Annotated in this window: 18 protein-coding genes and 2 pseudogenes; 10 read left to right on the top strand and 10 right to left on the bottom strand. The window is 61.3% G+C overall.

Features of this window, described 5'->3' with window-relative positions; all coding sequences use genetic code 11:
* Positions 1–276, bottom strand: a 276-nt coding sequence (locus tag ACWGS9_RS31165) for a hypothetical protein (protein ID WP_454508840.1), incomplete at its 3' end; no start/stop codon positions are given.
* A 460-nt stretch (positions 277–736) separates the two neighbouring features.
* Here ACWGS9_RS31165 and ACWGS9_RS31170 point away from each other — a divergent pair.
* The 9 genes from ACWGS9_RS31170 to ACWGS9_RS31210 all read left to right on the top strand — a co-directional run bounded on the left by ACWGS9_RS31170 (position 737) and on the right by ACWGS9_RS31210 (position 8,257).
* A complete protein-coding gene (locus ACWGS9_RS31170; protein WP_454508841.1) occupies positions 737–1,777 on the top strand; it encodes a PilN domain-containing protein in 1,041 nt (346 codons plus the stop codon).
* Positions 1,774–2,379: a type II secretion system protein GspM gene (gspM, locus tag ACWGS9_RS31175; RefSeq protein ID WP_454508842.1), complete on the top strand. Its 606-nt coding sequence runs from the start codon at positions 1,774–1,776 to the stop codon at positions 2,377–2,379. The genes ACWGS9_RS31170 and gspM overlap by 4 nt, the downstream gene beginning before the upstream one ends.
* Positions 2,376–2,924, top strand: a complete 549-nt coding sequence (locus tag ACWGS9_RS31180; protein WP_454508843.1) for a hypothetical protein — start codon at positions 2,376–2,378, stop codon at positions 2,922–2,924. Before gspM ends, ACWGS9_RS31180 begins: the two co-directional genes overlap by 4 nt.
* The gene (locus ACWGS9_RS31185) at positions 2,899–3,825 is read left to right on the top strand and encodes a hypothetical protein (RefSeq protein ID WP_454508844.1); all 927 of its coding nucleotides are present in this window, start codon (positions 2,899–2,901) and stop codon (positions 3,823–3,825) included. The genes ACWGS9_RS31180 and ACWGS9_RS31185 overlap by 26 nt, the downstream gene beginning before the upstream one ends.
* Positions 3,822–5,459, top strand: coding sequence for a GspE/PulE family protein (locus ACWGS9_RS31190; protein WP_454508845.1), 1,638 nt, complete (start codon positions 3,822–3,824; stop codon positions 5,457–5,459). The genes ACWGS9_RS31185 and ACWGS9_RS31190 overlap by 4 nt, the downstream gene beginning before the upstream one ends.
* The gene (locus tag ACWGS9_RS31195) at positions 5,459–6,673 is read left to right on the top strand and encodes a type II secretion system F family protein (RefSeq protein WP_454508846.1); all 1,215 of its coding nucleotides are present in this window, start codon (positions 5,459–5,461) and stop codon (positions 6,671–6,673) included. The genes ACWGS9_RS31190 and ACWGS9_RS31195 overlap by 1 nt, the downstream gene beginning before the upstream one ends.
* Positions 6,670–7,146: a prepilin-type N-terminal cleavage/methylation domain-containing protein gene (locus ACWGS9_RS31200; protein WP_454508847.1), complete on the top strand. Its 477-nt coding sequence runs from the start codon at positions 6,670–6,672 to the stop codon at positions 7,144–7,146. Before ACWGS9_RS31195 ends, ACWGS9_RS31200 begins: the two co-directional genes overlap by 4 nt.
* Positions 7,143–7,523 (top strand): PulJ/GspJ family protein, encoded by a 381-nt coding sequence (locus ACWGS9_RS31205; protein WP_454508848.1) that lies wholly within the window; start codon positions 7,143–7,145, stop codon positions 7,521–7,523. Before ACWGS9_RS31200 ends, ACWGS9_RS31205 begins: the two co-directional genes overlap by 4 nt.
* Positions 7,524–7,696: 173 nt before the next feature.
* A complete protein-coding gene (locus ACWGS9_RS31210) occupies positions 7,697–8,257 on the top strand; it encodes a hypothetical protein (RefSeq protein WP_454508857.1) in 561 nt (186 codons plus the stop codon).
* A 15-nt stretch (positions 8,258–8,272) separates the two neighbouring features.
* On the opposite strand, the gene gspG is transcribed toward ACWGS9_RS31210, so the two are convergent.
* From gspG to ACWGS9_RS31250, 8 genes and pseudogenes are all read right to left on the bottom strand, one after another.
* Positions 8,273–8,731: a type II secretion system major pseudopilin GspG gene (gspG, locus tag ACWGS9_RS31215; protein ID WP_454508849.1), complete on the bottom strand. Its 459-nt coding sequence runs from the start codon at positions 8,729–8,731 to the stop codon at positions 8,273–8,275.
* Positions 8,731–9,225 (bottom strand): prepilin peptidase, encoded by a 495-nt coding sequence (locus tag ACWGS9_RS31220; RefSeq protein ID WP_454508850.1) that lies wholly within the window; start codon positions 9,223–9,225, stop codon positions 8,731–8,733. The genes gspG and ACWGS9_RS31220 overlap by 1 nt, the downstream gene beginning before the upstream one ends.
* 1 nt (position 9,226) lies before the next feature.
* Complete coding sequence (gene gspD / locus ACWGS9_RS31225) at positions 9,227–11,362, bottom strand: type II secretion system secretin GspD (RefSeq protein WP_454508851.1); 2,136 nt, start codon at positions 11,360–11,362, stop codon at positions 9,227–9,229.
* A gap of 258 nt (positions 11,363–11,620) precedes the next feature.
* Complete coding sequence (locus ACWGS9_RS31230; RefSeq protein WP_454508852.1) at positions 11,621–12,202, bottom strand: hypothetical protein; 582 nt, start codon at positions 12,200–12,202, stop codon at positions 11,621–11,623.
* Between the two features lie 2 nt (positions 12,203–12,204).
* Positions 12,205–18,408, bottom strand: coding sequence for an RHS repeat-associated core domain-containing protein (locus tag ACWGS9_RS31235; RefSeq protein WP_454508853.1), 6,204 nt, complete (start codon positions 18,406–18,408; stop codon positions 12,205–12,207).
* 295 nt (positions 18,409–18,703) lie between these two features.
* Positions 18,704–19,735 carry a DUF4403 family protein gene (locus ACWGS9_RS31240; RefSeq protein WP_454508854.1) on the bottom strand — a complete coding sequence of 344 codons (1,032 nt, stop codon included), beginning with the start codon at positions 19,733–19,735 and terminating at the stop codon, positions 18,704–18,706.
* A gap of 3 nt (positions 19,736–19,738) precedes the next feature.
* Complete coding sequence (locus ACWGS9_RS31245; RefSeq protein ID WP_454508855.1) at positions 19,739–20,200, bottom strand: hypothetical protein; 462 nt, start codon at positions 20,198–20,200, stop codon at positions 19,739–19,741.
* A gap of 270 nt (positions 20,201–20,470) precedes the next feature.
* Positions 20,471–20,907, bottom strand: a pseudogene (locus ACWGS9_RS31250) (CopG family transcriptional regulator).
* A 6-nt stretch (positions 20,908–20,913) separates the two neighbouring features.
* Between ACWGS9_RS31250 and ACWGS9_RS31255 the strand changes: the two are divergent.
* Positions 20,914–21,437 (top strand): annotated as a pseudogene (locus ACWGS9_RS31255) (IS21 family transposase); the annotation flags it as partial.
* 87 nt (positions 21,438–21,524) lie between these two features.
* Here ACWGS9_RS31255 and ACWGS9_RS31260 read toward each other — a convergent pair.
* Positions 21,525–24,056: a putative bifunctional diguanylate cyclase/phosphodiesterase gene (locus ACWGS9_RS31260; RefSeq protein ID WP_454508856.1), complete on the bottom strand. Its 2,532-nt coding sequence runs from the start codon at positions 24,054–24,056 to the stop codon at positions 21,525–21,527.
* Positions 24,057–24,597: the final 541 nt, after the last annotated feature.

Consider the following 24,597-nt stretch of genomic DNA (forward strand, 5'->3'; position numbering starts at 1 on the left):
CTGGTTCACCCGCGCCATCTTCTGCCGCATTTCCAAAGGTGTCTGCGCCATTTCGGTAGCTCCTATCAGCCTGGTCAGTTCTTTCATGCCGGGATGGGACAGGAATGACGAGGTCCGCGCCGACCCCCCGCCACCCTTGGAGACGGCAGCCGCCGGCTTCTCGCCTGCCCTATGCGCCTGAATCTGGAGGACATTGTTGCCGATCGCCTCGGCTGGGGTCAGCGCTTGGCCGGTCACGCCAGCCGCCCCCATCACGGCGGCCGTCTGTTGCCACACGCCGGCGATCGCTGCGCCATCGGCGACGAGCAGTCGGCGGTCAATTCGACGCTGCCGCTTATCCTCCACGCGCGCGACTACTTCAGAAGCAAGTGCCAAAGTAAAGGCCTCTCTAATATTTATTTAATATGGCGCGCTGGCATCCGAAGGATGGCCGTTTCAGCGACCCCCGTGTGGTGCCGTTTTGAGCAACGGCGAGGCCCATCGCGCGGTTCGAACAGGACGAAGGCACCTAGCTTTTTGAAGTGCTGGAAGGCCAAAGCGATCCCTTGCGGAAAGTGTGCCCGTCGGAGCTATCTCCAGCTATTTGGAACGCGACATAAGCCCGAGGGCCTCGCTGCTACAAAGCTGTGGCTAAATCGTCTTTCGCGATCTCCCTTGTATCTGCACTGGCCCTGGCGTTGTAGCCTCGCCTTTGAATATCGTCGTGAGAATCAGCCGAGGCAGCGAGCAGCCAGTCGTGACGGCAATCGAACCGCAGCTTTTGGGTTTTTGCGACTGGTGGCTCGGGGAGATGCGGACCATCGCCTCTCGGATTACCTCCGGGCAAAGGCAAACATCGACCAGCGATTGGACTGTCGCTCTTGCCGACGACGGCATCCACGTCGGCAAGGCTGGTGCGCCTGAAGTCCAATCGGTCCGGCTGCCGCTCGCGAATGAGATTTCGACGCTCCTCCACGCTGGGAACCGCCGGAATAGACCAAGCTTCGACGTCCTCATCCATTCCGGCCTATTTCTGACCCGCCAACTGGGGGCGCGGCGGCTGCCGTTTCGACTAGCGAGAACTATGGCCGAACTCGACCTGCTAGCCTCAACGCCAATCGATCCCGCGCAAGTACATCTGGTGTTCGCGGCCTCTCCCGAGCAAGGTTGCGCCTACCATGTTGTCAAAGCCAAGACCGTATCGACAGTATTGGATGCAATCCGCGCGGTCGGCGGGACACTTCGCTCGATCGCGCTGGTTGAGCATGGGCAAGTGAAACCTCTCGACCGCCTGAGCCTAGCAGTGATCTGGCCTCCCACCAAACGCGAGCGCCTCGCGACGCGAGCTTGGGCCGTGGCCTGCGCGACATTGTTCATCGGTCTTGCCGCGACCTATGCCCACGCGCAATGGCGATATTGGCAGGCCGGAGCCGCGCTAGACGAGCAGATCGCCGATGCGCAGATCCAAGCCAGAAAGGCTCGGGCGATCCTGCGGAGGCGTCAGACGGAGTTCGAGCAGACCGACAGAATCCGGGCCGAGAGAAAGGCCTCCGTTTCCACAGTCCGCATCCTGGCGGAACTCACACACCTGCTGCCCGACAGCGCCTGGGTGACGGACCTCTCGTCGAAGAAGGGCGAACTGGCTATTACCGGCTTCGCGTCCTCCGCCGCCGATCTGATCCAGCCGATCGACGCCTCCCCCCTCTTCTCCTCGCCAGAATTCGCGGCCCCCGTCGTCAAGGTTCCGGGGCAGACCGGGGAGCGATTCACGATCACCGCCAGGATCGATGCGCCGTGAGCCTGCTGACACGAATTCTCAACGCACCCGTGCTGATCCGGCGAACGCTGGCTCTCACCATCACTGTTTTGGCAATCAGCCTGGTGGGGTGGGTTGTGTTCGCCGCCGCCGGCAGCATCGCCTCGGCCAGGGCCGATATCGAACAGAAGCGGGAAGCGCTCGGTCAGATCGAAGCCGTCATCGCCCTGGCAAAGAACATCGAAAGCGCCGCCGCACCGGTGGCGACCGCGGATAGCAAGGAATTCCTCACGGGCGACAGCGAGGCCGTCATCCGCGGCGCGCTGCAGACCCGGCTCAACGCCATGGCCGCGTCGAACGGGGTGACCGTGCTTTCCGCCGGCAATGCACCGGCCCTCAGCGAGGACGGTGTTGCCTATCTCGGGCTGCGCGCCAATGTCTCGGGCCCGTTGGAAAGCGTGCACGGCTTCCTGCTCAGCCTCGAAACGACGCTGCCGGTGCTATTCTTGCGCGAAGCAACCCTCAGAACCACGAACATAAGCCCCTCCGCTTCGCCGGCGAGCCCGCCGGAAATCTTTGTCGAAGTGCTTTTCTATGGCGCGCTGCAGCCGGCAGCCGTTTCTGCGTCGGAGAACAAGCCATGATGCGGACCGTCCCGGCACTCGGTATCGGGATCGCGGCCGCCGGACTCATTGCAACGAATGTCGTCCTCTACGAAACGGCGGTCGATGTGTCTCCAGTGGCGCCGGCCCAACGAACAGGAGCCAGGCCGCCGACCGGCGTGGATCAAAGCGCAACCGCAGCCGACATGGGCGGCTTCGCCGAAACCTTCGAGCGGCCGCTGTTCAGCCCGACGCGGCGCAAATTCGTGCCTGCACCGGTCGAGCCGAAACCCGTAGCAGTGACCGCCGCACCGCCGACACCTCCTCCACAGCAAGTTGCTGTATCAGTGGTTGCTCCGTCTCTGCTTGGGATAAGCATTAGCAGCGGGACCGCACGGGCCTTGCTCAAGACCGAAGGCAGCGCTGCCGCCGACTGGTACGCCAATGGCGAGACGATCGACGGCTGGACGGTTTCGGCGATCGACAAGGACCAGGCCGTGCTCACCCGCGACGGACGAAAGGCACGCCTCTCGCTTTATCCGGCCATTCAAAAACCGGCGGTTGGAGGCGACGGCCTTGCGCAGTGAACTCCAAGGCAACGATGTTGGATGTGGCGGTTTTGCCCTGGTGGCGGTGCTGGGTTTCATGCTGGTCCTCTCGACCATCGTCCTTCCTTTCGCGCTGACGGCGAGGACACGGCTGATGATCGCTAGCAATGAGGTCGAGCAGCAGCGCATGACCTTGGTTGCCGACGGGCTGGTCAACGTCGTCTCGGCCGAGCTGTTCGCTGGCACCGAGACTGACGGCCTGTCTATGAATGGAGAGGCGGCGCAGTGCCGCGTGGGCCACATGACCTTCGAGCTTAAGGTCCAGGATCACGCCGGGCTGATCGACCTCAATGGCGGCGACCCGGGTTTGTTGTCACGCGGCTTCGCGTCGCTCAACTTCGATCGGCAAAGCGCCGAAGCGCTCGCCCGGTCCGTGATTTCGTTCAGGACTCCCGCAAGCGTGTTTGCATCCACCACGGAGCAAATGTCGCCACTTGGACCGCGCGAGGCCAAACTCGCGCCTTTCGAATCCGTCGCGGAATTGCAGGAATTTTCGGGCCTCGCTTCGACGCCGCTCCATGACCTCTATCAGGTTTTCACCGTCAATCTAAAGCGCGGTTCGATTAACCTCGCCAGTACGCCGAAGCGTCTGCTCGATGTGTTCGATGGTGCTGATGAGCAGTCCGCGAGCCGGAAAGGGAACGCTAGTTCGGTCTATTCGGTCGAAATCGCAGCCCGGCGCGAAGGCTCGGGCATTGTCGGCCGGGCCGGTTTTGTCGTCGAGCGATTTCCACAACTGCCCGCCGGCTTTAGACGGACCTCGCAAATCCCTGGCGGCGATATCGCGGAGAGCTCTTCGACGACGCCTGCCTCGATGGCCGGCTGCGATGCGATGTTCGGCGGCACCGTGGCCGAGATACTGCGGAAATGGGCTTCATGACCGTCTCTCCCGGCGCTCCGCAAGTCGAAACGTTTCTCGCCTTCCTGGAAAGAGAGAACATGCTCACCGCGCATGCCGCGCAGCGTGCGCTGAGCGCGGCAAAGACCTCGGGCCATCCCTTCGACACGGTGATGACGGAGCTCGGCCTGATCGGCGAGAAGGAGCTTGCGGATAGCCTTTGCCGCTACCTCGGCGTGCCGCCGCTGGCCGAGGCGCCGGAGGATATCGACCCCGACCTGCTCGCAAGCGTGCCGCTGACCTATTGGCGGGAGAACGGCGTCCTGCCGCTGGAGCTGGACGAACATCGTCTGGTCATCGCCGTGGCGGATCCCTTCGCCTCGGCAACCATCGAAGCGCTTTCGTTTCATTGGGAGCGAACGCCTTCGCTGCGCATTCTGCCGAGACGCGTCATCGGCGAAAGCATTGAGCGGATCGAGCGTTCCGCCACCGACGCAGTCTCGTTGGAAAGGGGCAATGCCGGCCTCGATGACACCGGCTCGGACGATCTCGAACGCCTGAAGGATTTTGCCCGCGAGGCGCCGATCGTGCGCTTCGTCGCCGACACCATTCATCGCGCGGTCGACGCCAAGGCAACCGACATCCATATCGAGCCGCTGGAGGACCATGTCCGCATCCGCTTCCGGCACGACGGCATGCTCTCGGTCGTCGACACCGTGCCGTCTTCGATGCTGTCTGGCATTTCGACGCGCATCAAGATCCTGTCGCGATTGAACATTGCCGAACGGCGCCTGCCCCAGGACGGCCGGATGCGCATCGCCGTGCGCGGGCGCGACATCGATCTTCGCGTGTCCGTCATTCCCTCCATCCATGGCGAGGCCATCGTGCTGCGCATCCTCGACCGGGCCGGCGTCGAATTGCGCCTGGAGAAGCTGGGCTTCGACGAGGTAGCCCAAGCGACGATCAGGACGATGGCGCAAGCTGCGAACGGCATTGTGCTCGTCACCGGACCGACCGGCAGCGGCAAGACGACGACCCTCTATTCGGTTCTGGCCGAGCGTTCGCGACCGGATGTCAAGATTTTCACGGTCGAGGATCCTGTCGAATACCGCATGGCCGGCGTCACGCAACTCCAGGTCAATCCTGCGATCGACCTCGATTTCGCGACAGCGCTGCGCTCGATCCTGCGCCAGGATCCCGATATCATCCTGCTCGGCGAAATCCGCGACCGAGAAACGGCGCAGATCGCCATCCAGGCGGCGCTGACCGGCCACCTGGTGTTTTCCACACTGCATACCAACAGCGCCGCGGGAGCATTGACGCGCCTGCGCGACATGGGTGTCGACGGTTATCTGCTCGGGGCGACCATCCGGGGCGTGATTGCGCAAAGGCTGCTGCGCCGCATCTGCCCGGCCTGTCGCGGTGCTGCCGGTCCATTCTGCAAACCCTGCAATTCCACCGGCTACAGCGGCCGCACCGTGACCTATGAGATGCTTCAGGTCTCATCGCGCATCGCCACGCTCATCGATGAAGGTGAAAGCGAACTGGAGATCGGCAAGGCCGCAGCCGAGTCAGACCTTGTGCCGATGGCAACCCACGCGGCCTCGCTCGCCCGATCCGGCGTGACGACACTCGAGGAAGTGCGCCGCGTCATCGATCTCAATGGGGACGGATGATGCCGTCATTCGCCTATCGCGCCTTACTGCCGGACGGCGCTACCGAGGCCGGCGTTGTCAATGCGCCTTCCAAGCAGGAGGCGGCTCGCAGGCTGGCCCAGCAGGGGCGGCGGTCCTTCTATCTGGCACAGGACAACGGAACCACCACACGGTTCCGCTGGCCGGCAGGCGACTTCGGGCTGACCAAACGCATCGATTTGGGGCAGCTGTTTGCCGAGTTATCGGTGCTGCTCAATGCCGGCTTCACCATCGATCGCGCGCTCGGTGCAGTCATTTCGGGCGAGGGCCATGCCGCCAGGCGCAAGCAAATCCAGGCGGTGCTCGACGTCACGACAAGCGGCCGCTCGATCGCCGAGGCGTTCCTGACCTTGCCGGGGATTTCCGCGGATGTCGCGGCCCTGCTCGCCAGCGGCGAGCGCAGCGGCAAGATGGCGTATATCTGTCAACGCCTGGCCGAAAATTTCGAAGCCAGGGCCAAACGCCGAACCGCCATCATCGAAGCCCTGACCTATCCGGCATTTCTGCTCGTGGTGATGTTTGGGGCGCTGATCATTTTGGCGACAGTGCTCGTGCCGGCGCTGGAGCCAATCTTTGAAGGCTCGTCCGCGCCCCGGCCTCTGACAATGAGGATGCTGTCGGCCCTGGGCACCGTCTTCACCGAATATCCCTTTATCTTTCCGCTCGTCGCCCTGGCGGGCCTGCTCGCATACCTGCTTGTCTCCAAATCCTCCGCGGCCCGAAATGCGTTTTCACGTTGGTCGCTGAAAATTCCCCTGTTCGGTCCGCTGATCACAAATGCGGTGCTTGCGCGCTATCTCGATACGCTCTCCTTGCTGCTCGGCAACGGCGTGACGATGAGCGAGGCATTGCGCCTGGCTGCTGGCATCTCGCAATATGCCTCCCTGAAAACAAGCTTTTCGGCCATCGAGGAGGAGGTGGCGAACGGTGTCCGCCTTCACCCAGCGGCTGCCAAGGCCGGGATTTTCGACAATCCCACGCTGTCGCTGATCTCGCTGGGCGACGACGCCAATGCGCTGCCCGTCGTTCTCGATCGTGCGGGCAGGATGCTGCAGGCCGCGCTCACGCGCCGGATCGATATGCTCTTGAAACTGCTGACGCCGGCGCTGACGATTTCGTTAGGCCTGCTGGTCGGCTCGCTGGTCGTCTCGGTGATGACCACGATCCTCAGCATCAACGACCTGGCGCTGCAATGACCGTTTGCGCGGCACATGCAACAAGACGGGCGAATGCGGCGGCCGGTTTCACGCTCGTCGAAATGCTGATCGTCCTGACGATCCTGGCTCTCGTGGCTGCGATCGCCGGGCCAGGCCTCATCAAGCGATATAGGACCGTCGACCTGCAAACCTCGGCCAGCGAAATCGTCACGCGGTTTCGCGCATCGCGCACGGTGGCGATCGCCACCGCGAAACCACAGCGGATCGTCATCGCCCCGCAAGCACGATCGATCCATTTCGACGATCGCCACACGATCGACCTGCCGCAGGACGTGGAAATGGTCGTGACCACCGGGCGCGAAACGACAGTCGATGGCCGGGAGGCAATTCTAACGTTTCTTCCCAACGGCAGTGCCTCTGGCATGAAAATCGATCTTCGGCAAAAGGGACAGTCAGCCCATATCGAGGTGAACTGGCTGACCGGGCTTTCGACATTGAGGGGCGAGCCATGACTGGGGCGCATTCCGACACTGCCGGCCAAGAGGGCTTTTCGATCCTGGAGATGATCGTTGCAATGACGATTCTGGCCCTGGTCCTCGGCATCGCCAGCCAGGCGATTGTTCTCGCAGGCCGCAGCATCTCGGCCGCCAGGGAGCAAGTCGAAGATGCCAGACGCCTACGTGAAATGATGGCGGACTATGAGGCTGGTGGGCAACACTCCGGCGGTGCGGACAACATCACTTCATCCGGCTGGACCTTGAAGACCAGCAAAATAGACGTTTCCAGGACGAAAATGACGGCCCTCATCGTCGAACAAGGCGGTGCCGCGGGCAAGCGCAAAGGAGCGTTTCTGACGTTCCTGCCCGAAACGCGACCGGACGGCCAATGACCGCCCGGACCGCTCGTTTCTTCGAAGCCGGAAAGGCACTTTCCAGATACTTGCTGCGAACAGCCGCCGGGGGAACAGGCCGTGCCGGACGTAGCGGCCGTCCGGAATCCCGCCAAACAGCGGCCGATGGCTTTGCCTTGATCGACGTGCTTGTCGGTCTTGCGTTGGTCGGCGTGATCTCATCGCTGATGATCGTCTTCCTCGGCCAGGCTCGCACTATGATCCGCATAGGCAATGCCACCCAGATGCAAATGGAAGTCGATGCAGCATCGCGCTTTCTCGAAAGCGCGATCGCGAGCGCGGAACCGTTGCCGCTGTCGCGATCCTCGCCGGACGAGCCGATCTATCTCAGCGGCAACGGCGCTCAGGTGCAGTTCAGCGGTATCCAGGCGATGGGCTTCGGGTCCTCGGCGCTCAGGCAAATCTCCGTCGCGCTGTCAGACAAGGCCGGCGTGAGAACCGCTAAAAATTTGCAGATCGTGCAGAAGCCGCGCCGCGGCGGTCAGTCAGCCAATGCAGCCGAGAGCCAGCCGGTTACGCTGATATCCGGCGTGGCCAGCATCGCGTTCGAATATCTCGACGGCTCGACACACGTATGGTCTGGGCAATGGAACGCCACTCGGCGCCTGCCCCTCGCTGTCCGGTTCAAGATTTTGGTCGTAAGGGACGGTGCGGCCTATTCGTCCGACGGCCTGGCGCGGTTGACGCTCGCCAGTCAGCAACCGGCGCGCTGATTTCAGCCTGACGGGTCAGTTGCTCACGTCCTGATCCTCGCCACTGCCATCCGGCTTGCCGTCCCTGCCGAGCGTCTGGATAGTGACCGCGCTGGCATCAGATTTCACCTCATAGAGATAAGGCCGTCCCCAAGGATCATTGAGACCCGTCGAGCCTTTGAGATACGGCCCGTTCCAGCGGCTTTCGCCCGCAGGCGCCTTCACCAAGGCGTTCAGGCCCTCATCCGCCGTTGGATACTTCGCGTTGTCGACATAGTAAAGTTCGAGCGCGCTTTCGATGTTGTGGATCTGGGCCTTGGCGGCATTGGTGCGGGCTGACCCGAGATAGCGCAGCACCTGCGGCGCGACCAAGGTGGCGATCAGGGCGATGATCGCCAGCACCACCAGAAGCTCAACCAGGGTGAAGCCGGCCTCGCGCTCTTTCTCATCGAAAAGCCATGCTCCGGGTTGGGTCTTGAGGGGGAAAATGCGCATCACAGCATCTCCAAATTCAGTCCGACGAAATGTTCGAGCGCCCAGCCGCAAGCCAGCCCCAGCGCGATGAACGGCCCGAACGGCACCCGCGAACGCACCGTCGCCGGCCCAATCGCGACGGCTTGCCAGCCGACGAACAGCAGTGCTGCCGCGCTGGCGACAAACAGCAGCAGCGGAAACAGCAACGGATCGATCCAGCAGGCGGCCGCGCCAAGCATTTTCACGTCGCCGAGGCCGAGGCCAATCCTGCCGGTCCTTGCGAAGTGGCCGCGACGGATCGCCCAGAAAGCGGCGAGGATGGTAACGGCATATCCGGCCTGGAGGGGAAGAGCGTCCGGCTGGACGACCATTTGAAAACCCAGCCCGCCGGCGGCCAGGACGACGTTCAACCCGTCCGGGATCATCATCCGTCTGAAATCTATGACCGAGATCGCGACAAGCATCGTTGCCAATGCAAGGGTCGAGCCGAGGAGCAGCCAGCCATGTTCGCTCATGTCAGTAAGCCAGCCTCTTCATGTCCTGCTCGAGCTTGGTGCCGCCGCGCCGTCTCTGGATCGGTGTTTCCAGGCTGATCTTGCCGCGGAATTCGTCCGTCACCGCGCGCGCCTCGGTGAAATCGCGAACCACGCGCGGTCGGATGAAAATCACCAATTCAGTGCGGCCGATGCTGTCGGTCTTGTTCTTGAAAGCATTGCCCAGAACCGGAATGTCGCCCAGGATCGGCACCTGGCCGCGGTCGACGCTGTTGTTCTGCTGGATGAGGCCGCCCAGCGCCAGGCTCTCGCCGTCATTGACCAGCACCCGTGTCTGGATCTTGCGTTGCTGGATGGTCGGTGAATCGATGCCCGAGGTCGTGGTCTTCTTGACGTTGCTGACCTCCTGCTGGATGTCGAGCATGACGCGGCCGGCATTGTTGATGCGTGGCGTGACCTTCAGGATAACGCCGGTGTCCTTCATCGCGACCGAATTGACGATCGGCGCATCGCCGGTCGTCGTTCCAACCGCTTGCTGGGTGATGATCGGCACCTGATCGCCGACCTGCAGAACCGCCTGCTGATTATTGAGCGCCATCACGGTGGGCGCCGAGATCACGTTGACGTCAGTGATGCTGGAGAGCGCATTCAGCGTCACCTGGATGTTGTCGGTCGCATAACTCCAGGCAAAGCCCGGGAAAGCAGCGCCCGTGAAGCCGCTCGCCACGTCGGATAGCGAAAGCTTCATCCCATTGTTCTCGAAATACCAGCGCAGCCCGAATTTGAGTTCGTCGTTCAGCGTCACCTCGGCGATCACCGCCTCCAGCATGACCTGCGTCGGAAGCACGTCCACCTTCGAAAGGATTTGTTCGATGCGCTGATAGTCCCTGGCGGTGGCCTGGATCAGCAGCGCATTGTTCTCGATGTCGGCGACGACCTTGGCATGCGGCTTTTCCTGTCCTTCGGGCACCGCATTGAGCGAGGGCGAGGGCGACGGGCCTGTCAACGGCGCCGGCGTTACGCCATCCGATTGCAAGGCAATCGGCGTCATGTCGGGCGAGACATTGGAGCCGGCATTCCCGCCTTCGGCCTTGACGGAGGTGCCAAGGACGGAACTCAGGACTTCAGCCAACTCCTTGGCGGGGCGATTCTGGATCTGGTAGACGAAGAGCTGCTCCTCATTCGTCTCGGCTAGCTTGTCGAGCTTGTCTATCCAGGTCGCGGCGCGCGTCAGATAGGCTGGGCGCGAGGTGATCACCAGGACGGAGTTCAGGCGATCGTTTGGCACGAATTTGATGACGTTGGCGCCGGCTCCGCCCTTTGTGCCGAAGATCGAGTCCAGTTCAGACGCGACCGCCTCCGGTTTGGAAGCCTTGAGCGGATGCAGCGCCACCGACATGCCGCGCATCCAGTCAACGTCGAACACTGAAACGGCCTCGCGGATCGCTTCGAGATCGGCGTTGTTGCCGGCGACGGTGATCAGATTGCGTGTCGAGTCGACGCGCAGCACCGAGCCTTGCCGCGTGATCGGCTCAAGGATGGTCTTCATTTCCTCGGCCGCGATGAACTGCAGCTGGATGACCTGGACCTTGACGCCCGGACCGGATGCCGAGACGGAAGGCACGCTGACTGCCGGTGTGCTCGATAGCGTCTCGGAAAGCGGCATGATCTGATAGGTGCCAGCGCGCTTCACTATGCCAGCGCCGTTCACGGCCAGCGCCGATTCCAGGATGTCCGACAGCGCATCTTTAGAAACCGGCTTCGAAGTCTGTAGAGTAACCGTGCCTTGCACACGCGGGTCGACGACGTAGTTGACATGCAAGGCGTCCCCGAGCACCGCCTTGGCGGCTTGCGCCAACGGTGCGTTGACAAGGTTGAGCTCGTACTGACCGTTGCCGTCCCCAGTCACTTGGGTGACGGGCGCTGCCGAGGACACGAAGTTGCCGGAGCCTTGATATTGCGCCCCGGTAAAGCGCTGGGCCTGGGCGGTGGCAGATGTCACCGACTGCGAGCCCGCATACCCCGAGCGTAGCGGCGAGTTTTTGGCATGCAGGCTCTCGACGGTCTCGGTGAAGAAATCGTTGCCCGAAGGAGACTGGCAGCCGCAAATCACCAGCAGCATGCCCGATACGACGCAACTAATTGGCTTGACTGACATCCACCCGATTCCCCTGGAGTTTTACTTTAGGCTTCTTGCAACGGATGTCGGGGTTGATGGTGATATTGGGAGTATATCCACAGAGTTCGTGGTGACGATAAGCCGCCCGTAGCCAATTAGACAACTTGCCGCTCGACAAGCTGGCGGAGGCAATGATCGGCGAGCGGCGCCCGCCGGACCGCCAAACCCTTGGTGACTAAGCAATAGTGGACGCCGTGTCGATCAACTTTATAGCAACTAGAAAGCGACTCACACAATTCAGAATGGGATGTGAATTGGACAGGAAGAAACCTCTTTGATGATGGCATCAGCACCGATATGCTCATCGTTCGACCGTGACACTCTGTCAGCGAGTTCATATAGGTATTTTATTTCACCTATGAATAATAAATTTGACGTCACATACTCATCAGCACCAACTCCTTGGTAATCGCCGTACTCCTGGACAAATAAGTCGATTGAATCTACGTAACTTTCAACAATATTTTTTGAATATTTCGAATCACTCGTAAGTCGGAGGTTGCAGAAATTTGCAAAGCATATTGCTGCGTTTTGCGCGAGTCCGCAAAAGCTACCAGGTCGATCGTCGCAGTCAGGGATATGCGCCTCAGCCGCTTCTCGAAGCTTGTAAATCTGGTCAGGATAGTTCATGTTCTTCAATAATTCCAAGGCATCAAAATGCCTGCTAATACTCTCGCCGAATACACTATCATATTGACCAATAACAGAAGAGATTCTTGCGGTTACAAGAAGACAGAAGTTAAGCATCTCCTTCAAATCTAATTGCTGAATCCGATCTGCTACAAGTTCCGTTACTGTAAGTACGTTAGCCATATCCAAGCCTATTTCAATGGACTATAGGTGTCCAGTCCACGCTGGTTAATCTCTGCAGCGCATCCACCGCATATATCACGACTTGCCGCAACGCCCATTGCGGTAAGCCCCATATTCTCGGCGGCGTTCATCGCGTTCACTTCCGCGTGAATTCCTCGCATTCCAATGCCCTCGACCTCATTTGTTCGCAATTCAGCCCTTTGGGCAGGACTGAGCCTACCTGCACTTGAGGACACGACGTAAGTGCCTTCCCGCGTCGCAACAACAGCTGTGGTGCGTTTGTCCTGTGCATAGTTGTCTAGTTTACTATGGATTGTAACTGCGCGCTCATGCGCGATTTCCGCTACGTTGGCGGGAGCTTTCGAAGGGTTGGCCTTTCCGATCCCAAGCGCCGGCGTCATCACCTCTGAAACCACTGACGTGGGGGTTGCAAGGGGAAGACTATGAGCGGAATTGGCTACTTCTAGAGTGGCCCAAGATCGATTGTACCTGTCAAAGGCGGCCTCTTTGGCCATTGCCTTTTGAGCGGCAATTGCGGTCACCTGCGAGTGAGCCCAGCTAGTTTTGTCACTGCGGTCCTTCGCCGATATCAATCCGTTTTGCTCGTCTTGAACAGCTTGGTTTGCAACCTCTTCCATCTGAGTCGTTAGGCTGGGATCGGTCTGTCCTGAAGTATCGCTTGTATTGGCAGCTGCTTCTTGATGCCCATTGGGATCGCTTTTGTTGACGGGATCGTTCTGAGCATAGGCATACCGATTTGTGCCGACACCCGGCAGTATCGGATCCCAGTCATCCGGCGAGATAAACCTCCCCAGCACGGGATCCATGTATCTTGCATTGAGATACATCAGGCCTGTCTCTGGGTCGAAGCGCTCGCCGATGTAGGATTTCTGGGTCTGGAAGCCGGTGTTGAGACGCTCGCCATAAGTGGCGTAGTTGGTGGCCTCGGTGATGGTGCCGGTGCTGTCGGTGACCATGCGCACCGAGGCCAGGTGATCGCGGTGCAGGAAGAAGGCGTTGGCGCCGACCACCTTGATGTCAGGGTGCGGATAGCGGGTATAGACCTCCGAACCCAGGATCGCCGGATCGATCTCGACCGAAGCGTCAGGATAGAGCGTAGTGGCAAAGGACGAGGCCTTCTTCACCCGCGCGCCGTCAGGACCATAGCTCAGGTTGACGGTGTTGGAGGCGAGGCTGACGGTCTTCAGCCGGTTGGCCTCGTCCCAGGTCAGCGTGCGGCTGCCGTCGGAGGTCAGATTGCCGTTGGCGTCATAGGCCATAGCGTTGGCGCCAACGGATGTTGGCGCATGCGGACGAGCGGCGCTCGCCGCCGGATAGGTGTAAGTGCCCGCGACACGGCTGCGCGAGGCCATGTTGTCGTTGGCGGCGTAGACGAAGCTTTCCGAGAGCGAGCTGTTGCCCAGGTTGCTGCTCGAGGTCAGCCGGTCGGCATTGTCATAGCCATAGGTCCAGCTGTCTGACGAGGTCAGCCCCGTCGTGCCAATAATACGGCCGAGATTGTCGCGGGCATACTGGTCGTCGAGCAGGACCGTTGCCCCCTTGGAGGTGGTGACACGCGTCACCCAGCGCCGCGTCGGCGAATAGGTGAAGGCGGTCTTCACGCCGTTTGCGTAGTCGATCTCCCTGGTCTGCCCGTCGGCCTCGTAGAGCGTCGAGGTGATGAAGCCGGATGCGGAGGCCAGCTTGTTGCCTGCCGTGTATTGCAGCGGCGCGGCGGAAGTGCCGAAGTCGAGCTGCACCGGCAGGTATTGCGTGGCGATCGCCTGGCCGGAGGCATCGCGGGTGGTGGTCGTGGTGTGGGTCAGCGTGCCGATGGTGGCATCCTGCCGCGCCACCTTGCCGAAGCCATCGCACTTGTAGCTCTGCGTGGCGGCAGGATTGGTCGAGGTGGTCAGCTGGCCGATATTTTGGAAGCCTGCCGCCGCTTCGTCATAGATGTTCTGGGTCAGCGTCACCGCACTGCCACCGGACGGCGTTGCCGTCTTCAGCGTCAGCCGGTCCATCTGGTCGTAGGCGAGCGTGGTGATGGTGCCTCTGGCATCGGTCTGGTTCACCAGGCGGTTCGCGGCATCGTAGACATAGGTCCAGGTGCCGAGATCGGGATCGGAGGCCGACAGCCGGTTGCCGAGCATGTCATAGCTATAGGACCAGCTCGAGCCGCCGGGATCGCTCACCCCGATCAGCCGACCGAGCACGTCATAGCTGCGGGTCTCCGTCAGGGCGAGGCCGCCGAGATCGCGCACCACCTGCACGACATCACCACGTGTCGAAAAGACGGTCTTCGACTGCCGCGTGGCGGTCGAGCTGATCTGGTCGGTCTCGGTAACCGCATAGAGCCGCGGATTGGCGCCGGTGCTGTTGTCGAGGCTGTAGGCAAAGGTGGACTGGTTATTGTCGGCAAAAACCGTTTTGGTTTTGCGGTCATTCCAGTCGAAGCTGTTAGTGGTCCACTGGGCGGTGTCGCCGTTGAACCTCGGAAAGGCGGTGCGGAGCGCATTGCCGCGCTGATCATAGTCGGTGTCGGCAATGCGCGTCGGACCGGTCGCCGTCTCTCCGGGGGTCTCGACACGATAGACCCGCCCGAGTCCGTCATAGTAAGAGCGGGTGAACTCTTCGCCCGCGCCATTGGGCAGCGGGGTGTACTTCGCAAAGGCCTGCGTCGCCGGATTGCCCTCGTTCTCAAACCGCGTCTTCACATAGCCGCCGGTGACGCTCTGGGATGCCTGATAGGGCCGGCAGAAGGGATCGTAGGTGAAGGTCTTGACCAGGCCGTTGAGGTCGGTCTTCGTCGCCGGCAGTCCGCACACGACGTTGTAGGTCGCGGTCGAGACGAAGCGGGTGTCGGCGCTCTGCCCGCCGGTGGCAAAATATTTTGGTGCCCGCTCCGTCACCGGATAGAGGTGATAGGTCGCGTCATAATCCCACTCGGTCCTGTCGCCGGCGCCGTCGACTGCCGACAGCTTGTTGCCGTAGGCGTCATAGGTAAAATACTGGCTGATCGACTTGGTCAGTCCGGGATCGCTGAAGCTCAGCGTCTGGGTCAGGTTGCCCTTGGTGGGCACCGCCCAGACGTCGGTATTGCCGTCATAGTAGTTGTGCCTGTAGCTGACATAGGGATCGCTGGCGGTGAGCCCGGCATGCACCCGCTCGGCAATCAGCGATGAGACGATGTAGGCGGACGTGTTGGGCGAGAAGAAGCGTTCGGCCCAGGTCTCGTCGCCGCTGACATCGGTGCGGCCATAGTCCTTCAGGCTAACCATGTTGTCGTAGGCATCGAAGCCGCGTTCGACCCTCAACGTGCGCGATACGTTCTCCGTCAGTGTGATGTCGGTCGCCGTGTTCTGCACGGTATAGGGCTTAGTCGTGGCGTTGACGGCATAGGTCTCGGCCACCTGCTTGTGCACGACACCGGCACCGTCCTTCCACACCGTCAGCGATGGCAGGCCGTAGCTCGCCAGGTCCTGGCGATAGGTGGTCGCAACCGTCGAGGGCGCCACCTCGCCATTGGCCAGCGGCTTGGTTTCGACGATGTTGGCAAAGCCAAGAAACTTGCGCGCGGCCGGATCGTACGTGCCGCCGGAATACGCATAGGTGCTCACGGCCGTCTGGCCGCGGCCGTCGCCCACCGACAGCTTCGTAACCGCATGCACGAGTTGCGGCAAATAGTTGTTCGTCCACCTCGAGGACGGCGTATACTCTATCGCCACCGTCCCGCCGAGCTCAGTCGTGATCTGCTTCACCAAGTTCGGATTGCCCGTCCCAGCGTTCGAGGCGAACGTATGGCTGTAGTCGGTGAAATCCGGCAGGCCATCGCCGTTGAAGTCGCCAACCGCCGTCCCGGCGGTGATTGAAGCGGGAAGGCTGAACTGCACGGGGGTCATGGCGGTCGATGACGGGCGCAGGGAGAAGACCCTGATGGTGCCTGTCCTGTCCGGTTGCGACGTGATCGTCCCACCGATAGTAATCAGGTCCATCTTGCCGTCATTGTCGAAGTCGCGCACGACCGCGCTCATGCCCGCGATCGTCGAGCCCGTGTAGCTCTTGAACCCGGTGCCAGTCGACAGCCAGACGGTCGTATTGCCATACGTGCCGTTGAACAGAACGACATCGGTGGCGCCGTCCCCATTGACGTCGCCCAGTACGCAACTGCCCGCTCCGCCCGAGTAGTCCCCGTTGGAACAGGCGATGCTGAACGAGGTGCCGCCCGGTTGCCATTTGCCGTTCGAAATCACGCCCTTTCTTGAAGTTCCGTTAGGGCTCCAGTAGAGCGGCTGCTGCTTTCCATTACCGAGGAAATCCCCAATTCCATGGACCTCATAGCCGGAGCCGTTTGGAACCAGCGTATCGACTCCGTCCCCGTCAGAATCAGCGGCAATTACAATATCGGGTTGCAACGGGCCGGTCGTCGGAAGGGCGCTGCAAACCGCCTGGTAGCCGGTCGGCGAGCAATTCGCTTTGGTCAGCCCCAGGGCGGCATCCGTTTTCAGAATGAAGTTATTTACGTAGTAGGAAGGATGGTCATTATCGCCTATGAACTCAGTAGTAACCGCCGAGTCGGCAAAATCCATGGTATTCTTGCCAGCCACGTATCGACCCGGCAGCGAGAGAAACTGCGGCTGGAGGTCATTTGGGTATCCATTCGAGCCAGAGGGCGCGACGAGTGTTATCGTGGAGGCAATCGTGCCATCCGAGTTGAACTTATAAATGTATTTCGTTCGCGTTAGATAAGCTGACCCGTCATGATCGTAGTCTGTTATAACTACATCGCCGAATATTTCGTCCCTGCCATCGAAGCTCAGGTCGCCAACTGACCTCGGAGGGTTGAAGCCAGCCTTGGTGATCGAAGCGTTCACCGTACCGTAGACACCATCTGTGTTCTGGTAGGTCACCTGCGCGATGACCTTCGAGGTGCTGCCGGTGATAGTGCCGTCGGCGGCGATGGCGGCGTCGGTGCCGTAGCGGGTCACCTTGGTCAGCCGCGAGGTGTTGGAGAACGGCGCCTGGTCGTAGGTGAGCGCATATGCGCTGCGCACCGCGCCCGAGACCGTGATGCGAACCGTCTTGATGCGCTGATTGGTCTCGGAGATGTCGCGACCGTTGCCCATCAGGATCAGGTCGGGACGCGTCTCGTAGTAGAACGTGATGCTGGTGCCGTTATAGGAGACGCTCGCCGGATAGCAGACCGGACTTGCGGGGCAGGTGTAGCTGTAGGTGACCGTGTTGCCGTTGGTATCGGTCACCGAGGTCAGCAGCCAGCGATAGCTGAAGGCCAAATCGTAGGCCGGCGTTCCGGCCGCGGGATTGAGGTTGGCGACCGCCCCTACCGAGCGGAAGGTCGAAACCGTACCGTCCCTGTCGGTCACCTTCCACTCATTGGTGGTGCTGTTCAGCGCAATGCGGCGATAGCTCTCATTCTCCGTCGCATGCGTGCCCCCTGTCGAGCACGACGGCGAGACCATGCCGGACACGCAGGCCACCATCGCCTGGCCGTCGAGCAGGAAGATGTCGCTCGCGTCATAGACCGGCATGCCATAGCCCGGGCTTGTCCGCTCGATTACGTCGAAGCCATCGAGCCCCCAGGCATAGCCCAGCCAGCCCTGGTAGAGGCCGCCGAGCTTGGTCTTGCGCGACGAGTTGTAGTTGAGCGCTATCTTGGGCCCGATGCCGTGAAAGGCCGGTGCGTCGATAGCGATGGAATAGCCGAGATTGCCGTTGCCGCCTGCCTTGGGCAGATCAACCTTGGTCGCGCCGACCGCTTCCGGGTCGCCGCTGCTGGTGGTGGTTGTCGTCGTGGCGACCGCGGTTCCGCCACTGGTTTGCGGTTGCGACGCCGCTGTGGCATCGGTCGCCTGATCGGTCGTGGTGGCGGCATCCGCATCGCCGGTCGCGGCAGGTGACGTGCCAACCTGTGCCGCCGCATCCGGGCTGCCGGTGGTCGGTGCGGCTTGAGATTGATCAGAGGGAGACGTTGGGGTTGGAGCGGTGCTTGTGCCTTGCCCGCTCGTCGGGCTTAGGGACGCCCCGCCATTTCCGAGGCTTTCGTTCGCCGGGGCCGGTTGAGATTGCACAAACTGCACATTCTGCGCAAATGCGACAATATTAGAGCCTTTTCCTGTAAAGCAATTGACCGCGCCATCAAAGCCGAAAACGCTGGCGACAAGCACCACGAAACAATAAAGCAGCCGATTCATCGAATCCCCCTAGCCAAGTTGCTTACCGATACTCGGAGTCGATTTGTGTGATATGACAAGGAATTGTCATAAAAACTTATCCACAGTTTTTTGAATGACCCGCGTAGGCACTGCCCATTGCGGCCAGCCAGATCACTGGCATCCGAGCGCCTCGCTTCTTCTCCTGAGCCCGAAATATACGGCTGGCGAGACGAAGCCATTCTTTGGGTAGTGTGTTGAGAGTTCTGGAAATTCGCTGAGGCAGCAGGCTGGTGCCGGTCAACGTCACCTGATTCCCGGGGTAAATCCGTCGCTGTCAAAGAGATTGTGCGCAGAGTCCGGACGGGTTGCGCGAAGTGACGCCCCTCAATTGGATCGCCGGCGGGCCGGCGGTGATCTTAAGACCAGGCACATCGGCTTTGGCGATGGCCGACGTAATTTGAGATGCCGGTTTATCGATCTCGTTGCTGAGGTCGAACTGAGCGTGTCCTTTCAAAGTCGAAAGAATTTCCGTCTCGAAGAGACCCTGGACAGTCGTCCAGAATGCATTGTCGAGGACCGTTGCAAAGCCGATGTTTTCGATCGCAATCGCTTTGCCATTTTGAACAGGCGTAGGCTTTCCGGACAAGTAAACCCATCCGGTCGTGTCGAACCACCGTCCCGGCAGCTTCGCATCGATTTTCAAGCCAACGGCGAGAGAACCGTTGCTCGGATAGAGGTCGACATCCTCGATCCAGATTTCGACTGCACCGGCCGCGGTATCCTTCTTGAAGGTCTTTCCTTTCATGGAGGCCGCCTGCTCGTTCTTCAGGAAGTCATAGGGAGCGACGGCCTGAAGATTGATGTCGAGACCGCCCTGATTGGCAGTGGCTGGGTCGAGTTGGGGGAGGGTTTCGCCAGTGCTCGGCGCTGCAGACGGAGACAGGACCGCTTTCACACCGACGCGCACGACGATCTTGCTCTCGCTGTCTCCGGCAACTAGTCCCGAGAAGCCGGCCGTCTTCGGTTCAATGTTGAGAAAGAGAGGCGCCTGTCCAGATCGATCGATCTTGATCGAGAACGGGTGCCATTGCTCCCCGACCTTCGCACGGACCATGTCGCAGGATACAGCGCGTTGCGCCGCGTGTTGGATATCGTCGCGATGCTTGTCAAACTCGCCATTCAGAACATCAGCCAACCCCAAATTTACGGGACCGGCGCAAACCTGCGGATGGCCAAGCGGGCCAAGGTCGATCCCGACGCAATTTCGACCGACCACTTCGACGGAAGCACTGTCCACCCACCGCCCAACGGGAGCGACCTTGACAAGCGGGCACCAACGATTGTCGAGGCCGACATTGAGGTTCACAGCTTACGAAACCCTGGCGTCGAAGCTCTTGCCGGACAGCGACAGAGCTCCGGCGAGGTCACCGCCCAGTCCGGCCTTGCCGGTGACGTGAATATTCTGCGCGACTTGGATATCTGCCCCGGACTTCCCGATCCGAACCGGGCCGTCTTTGTTGACGTTGGCGTTCCAATGGTAGTCGGCACATTGATTTCTCATGCCGGTGCTTGGGCCAGTAATGTCGGGAACGTTCACACAGTCTCTCTCTGTTCCGACGCCCCGAAAATCGACATAGGGCTTATTAAAGCACTCCTGGTGCGAGCCGACGTGGCCCGGATTGAGATATGGCACATCCATACAGGCGACATATCCGTCGCCTCCCAGAGGCACGTTCTGGGGGACTTTAGCTTCCGCGATCTGGGCAAGCGCAGCATAAGGGAGCGATGCGACGAGCGTGATGACGCTGTCCGATACAGCAGGTGTTGGCACCGGATCTCCGCCGCGAGGAGGTGCTTGAAAGAGCGCCGCGTCATTGCAACCCGCTAAGGAGCAGACGGCGCAGATCAATAAACAAGGTAGAGTGGCCTTGAGCACGACATACCTCTCAAACTGAGTGGATAACTTAAGCACGGGCAAGGTATAGGCATTGAATTGTCCTCGACGATTATCGAGGGATAGAATGACGGGCTGGTGACAGTACTCGATACAAGCATTATCGCTTCCCGTCTAAGTCGGAATTGAAGAGGCTAGGTTACGCGGTTATTCACCAAGGCTCCTCATCCGCGGCTGACGTCGCCTGGACAGTCCTCGGGTATCGGCTGAGCTTCGGCCTTCACTGAGCCGGCGGCCGAGCACCGCGACGAAATTATCACACCGCGCTCCCGCCTTCGCTCGTGCCGCCTGGGCGGCTGGCTCCCGGTAGGGGCGGCGTGGTCGTCAGCCAGAAGCGAATAGACAGCGCCAGCGTCTCGACCGCTATGCCGACCTCGCGTTCGAGGCGCGCCAGGCGCCGATCCTGCTGGTCGAGGCGCTTGGCGTTGGCGGCCTCGCGCCGCTCGTCCCGCATCGGGCGAGAGGAAGGGGGAGATCGCAGCTTCGGCGATCAGGGACATCGGTTGCCCGCGCTTGGCGGCATAGGCGGACAGCCGTGTCGTGGTGGCGTCCGGTTTCGTCTCTCCATCACCGTCCGGTTTCATTGGAATACGCAGCAACCCGCCGTGCGGCTGGCGAACGCAGGTCGCATCGGTCCCCAAACCAGGGCCCTGTGCCAACACATGTTCGATGCCGAGGGACGCCCCGGACAGCGCGGGATGTGGGGATAGTAGGGCTGAGCCGGACGTATCCGACACGGCTGGTCGAGCAGGCCTGTGCTTATGCCATCAGCAATCGCATCTTCCGTTACAAGCACGTACGCGCAACTGTCGAGCGGCTGTTTGAGCAGGCGCTGCAACAGGTTGAAGAAGTCCCACAGCTGGCATCGCAGCTCACCCAGGATCATCCACTGATCCGCGCCCCGCGGAATATGGCGACCTCTTCAGCCGAGCTGTGCGACACGAGGCCGGCAACAATGGCGCCCACGCCGACGCTCACGACGACCGTGCACCTGCAATCCGTGCTCGTGGCGCCTGCGCAACCCCGACCAGCTTCGGCGCCACGAGCGCTCCCGCTGCGCCCTTCTCACATCAAACTGGAGACCCAACCCCATGATGACCATACCAGAAATTGAACGCTGCCGGCGACAGCTGCGCCTGTCGGGCGTCCGCGTCACGCGCGCTGCAGACGCGCGTGCCGGCAGCGCAGGTCGGCGATCCCGTCACGCGACGCGCGATGTCTCTTCGAAATACGTGCCGATGATGGCGGCGACACTCTCGCGGGCAACCGGCGGGCTGAACAGGAAGCCCTGCAACTCGCCGCATTTTTCGGCGCGCAACGCCTCCAATTGCGCAACCGTTTCCACCCCTTCGGCCGTGGTATCGATGCCGAGGCTGGCGCCGAGGCCGATGACGGCGCGGACGATGGCGAGCGACTCTGGACACCGGCCGATCTCGCTGACGAACGACCGGTCGATCTTGAGGCGGTTGAACGGAAACTGCCTGAGGTAGCTCAGGCTGGAGTAGCCAGTGCCAAAATCGTCGAGTGCAATGCGCACGCCGAGCGAGCGAAGCTGCTTGAGGATGGCGAGGTTGGTGCTGCTGGCCGACAGCAGCACCGACTCGGTGATCTCGATCTCCAGCTGGTGCGGCTCCAGCCCGCTGCCGGCCAGGGCCAGTCCGACCGCTCCGACGAGGTCCCCTTTGCGGAACTGCACCGGCGAGACGTTGACAGACAGCACCAGCTCGCGCGGCCAGGTTGCCGCCTCCCGGCAAGCCACCGCAAGCACCCAACGGCCGAGCTCGTCGAGGATGCCGGTTTCCTCGGCGATCGGGATGAAATCCGCGGGCGACACCATGCCGCGGCGCGGATTGTGCCAGCGCAGCAGGGCCTCGAACCCGCGCAGCTTTCCGGTTTGCGTCCGGATGATTGGCTGGTAATGCAACTCGAACTCGCGGTCGATTTCGGCGCCGCGCAGCTCTATCTCCAGCGCACGCCGCTCGTGCTGACGCATATCCATCCCGGCTTCGAACCAGCGGAAGGTACCCTTGTCCGATTGCTTCGCTCGATAGAGGGCGAGATCTGCGCATTTCAGTAGGCCGTCGATGTCGGTGGCGTCGTCCGGGACCAGCGCTGCGCCGATACTCGCGCCGATCACTATCTCGGCGCCGTCGACCTTCCGGATGGCGGTAAGATCGCGGATAATGCGCCGGGCGAGTTCCTCGACGTCGGAGCGGCATTCGACCGCCGGCACCAGGATCGCGAATTCGTCGCCGCCGAGCCTGGCCACCACGTCGGTCTTGCGCACCAGGTGTCTCAGCCGGGCGCTCACCTCTATGAGGAGTGCGTCGCCTGCCGCGTGTCCGAGAGTGTCGTTGACCGTCTTGAAATTGTCGAGGTCGATCAGCACCACGCCGAACCGCCGTCCGTTCTGCTCGAGGCCGTCGGCCGCCCGCTCCAGCTCGCGCGTGAAGACTGTTCGATTGGCCACTCCCGTCAGCGGATCATGGTGAGCGAGGTAAGTAATATGGGCGTCGGCGCGCTTGCGCTCCGTGATGTCGACGATTGTCGATAGTATTGCCACCCGGTGGTCTATGAGCGTCTCGCTAGTGTATTCGATCACATCGAGCTCGCGACCGTCGGCGGTGCGGTGCTGAAGCACCAGCTCGCGGCCGCCCCCCTCGCGGTTGGTGCTGCCACCCACGCGGATTTCGGCAAGGTTGCGGTCCAGGAATTCGCCGCGACTGTAGCCATAGAGGCGCAACGCCGCTTCGTTGACGTTGAGAAAGATGCCGGTCGACTGGCTGCGCACGAACATCGGTACCGGATTATCGTCGAAAAGAGAGCGGAACAGGGTCTCGCGAGCCTTCAGGTCGCGAATGTCGGTCAGTGTGACCGCCAGCACGCCGCCGGCGATGTCGACGCCGACCTGAAGAGCGACCCTCTGCCCTCCCAGCCGATAGGCGAGCTCGAAGCTCGCTATGCGCCCGCCGGAACTGGCGCGTAGCAGCTCTTGTGGTATCTCGCTTATGCCGACCTTGGTCAGCGTGTCCGAGAGCCGGGCGAACTGGAGGCTGTCGATGCTCGACCCGAGGAAGCTCGCCGCGGCCTCGTTGACGCTCAGTATGTAGAAGTCAGACGGTGCGCCATGCCCATGATCGATCGGACTCAGCGCGATGACGCCTTCCTGAGTGGAGTTGATGAGCAGACTGGCAAGGTCGACCTGGCTGGCGCGCGGGCGAAGGAAAAGAAGGAAGTATTCGCCCGGCCAGCGGCACGACAACGGCAGCGCGACGATCTCGATCGTGGAAACCTTGCCGTCGACGACCCAGTGGCAAACTGCGAGCCGCGGCTCGCCTGCCGAGCAGGCCTTGTCGATGGCGGAGCCGATCGCCAGATTGAAGGCATATGGCAGTTCCTCGAGGCTGCGCGCGGACTCCGCAATGCCGACGATCGCGCGGAAGCGCTGGCCGCAGCGCAGCAGGAAAGGTGGCTCGTCCCCCAAACGACGGACGACAGCGATCTCATCCGAGAAGCGGCCGACGCTGCCCAACGCGATCTCTTCATAGGGCGGCAGCGCACCTGCGCCGCAGGCGGATTGCCAGCGGCGCAGAATGAGCCGCACGTCGTCGAACTCCGTTTGGGCCGCTACGCTCTGCCCTGCAGCGTCGACCGTGCCGAGGCCGGTATGATCCACCCCGATCATCGAGTGTGTACCCTTCTGCAGGGAAACGTTTCTGAGAGCCGCAATCATGGTCGCATCTCGCCGGTTCTGCTGCGGGTCCAATCGGGTCGAGGGCGAAGAACCTCGGCCGATTGGCATGCAATCTGAGGAGCGCATCTCCGGTCGGCCGGAGCATCCGGCATTCTAGGCAAGCCCGCAGCGCTGAGGGTTTGCCGCGGCGCGGTCGCGCGCCTTGTCTGATCCCGTGCCCCAACTCGTCACAGAACCTATGGCGAGGACCCTTAACGTTCGACTAAACGAAGCGTCATGATCCTGTTACATCGAGTGCTGCGCAGAGGCATTTGGTTCGTCGGCCTGCTTGTCGACATCACGCACTGGGATGCCATGGAAAGCCTGTCCCGGAGGGTCTCACAACTTACGGGGCCGCCGTTTGCGAGGTCATGCTAACCTCCTCTTAGAGCGCGCTGGACGACGCCAGCCTAGAGCGGGATGAGATTTATATGAGTCGTAGGATTCCCAAATCATCGCAGTTCTGATTGAACTAAACCGCTATCGCGGTAGGAGGCGAGCAGCCTTGGCGTGAGGAGGCCCCTGTCTGACAAAGTTTGGT

The organism is Mesorhizobium sp. Arg314 (genome assembly GCF_053714275.1).

Excerpts from the sequence above, each read along its gene's own strand:
- ACWGS9_RS31260 (WP_454508856.1), bottom strand. The coding sequence starts at position 24,056 with ATGATTGCGGCTCTCAGAAACGTTTCCCTGCAGAAGGGTACACACTCG.
- ACWGS9_RS31200 (WP_454508847.1), top strand. The coding sequence starts at position 6,670 with ATGACCGTTTGCGCGGCACATGCAACAAGACGGGCGAATGCGGCGGCC.
- ACWGS9_RS31195 (WP_454508846.1), top strand. The coding sequence starts at position 5,459 with ATGCCGTCATTCGCCTATCGCGCCTTACTGCCGGACGGCGCTACCGAG.
- ACWGS9_RS31190 (WP_454508845.1), top strand. The coding sequence starts at position 3,822 with ATGACCGTCTCTCCCGGCGCTCCGCAAGTCGAAACGTTTCTCGCCTTC.
- ACWGS9_RS31235 (WP_454508853.1), bottom strand. The coding sequence starts at position 18,408 with ATGAATCGGCTGCTTTATTGTTTCGTGGTGCTTGTCGCCAGCGTTTTC.
- ACWGS9_RS31220 (WP_454508850.1), bottom strand. The coding sequence starts at position 9,225 with ATGAGCGAACATGGCTGGCTGCTCCTCGGCTCGACCCTTGCATTGGCA.
- gspD (WP_454508851.1), bottom strand. The coding sequence starts at position 11,362 with ATGTCAGTCAAGCCAATTAGTTGCGTCGTATCGGGCATGCTGCTGGTG.
- ACWGS9_RS31205 (WP_454508848.1), top strand. The coding sequence starts at position 7,143 with ATGACTGGGGCGCATTCCGACACTGCCGGCCAAGAGGGCTTTTCGATC.
- ACWGS9_RS31180 (WP_454508843.1), top strand. The coding sequence starts at position 2,376 with ATGATGCGGACCGTCCCGGCACTCGGTATCGGGATCGCGGCCGCCGGA.
- gspG (WP_454508849.1), bottom strand. The coding sequence starts at position 8,731 with ATGCGCATTTTCCCCCTCAAGACCCAACCCGGAGCATGGCTTTTCGAT.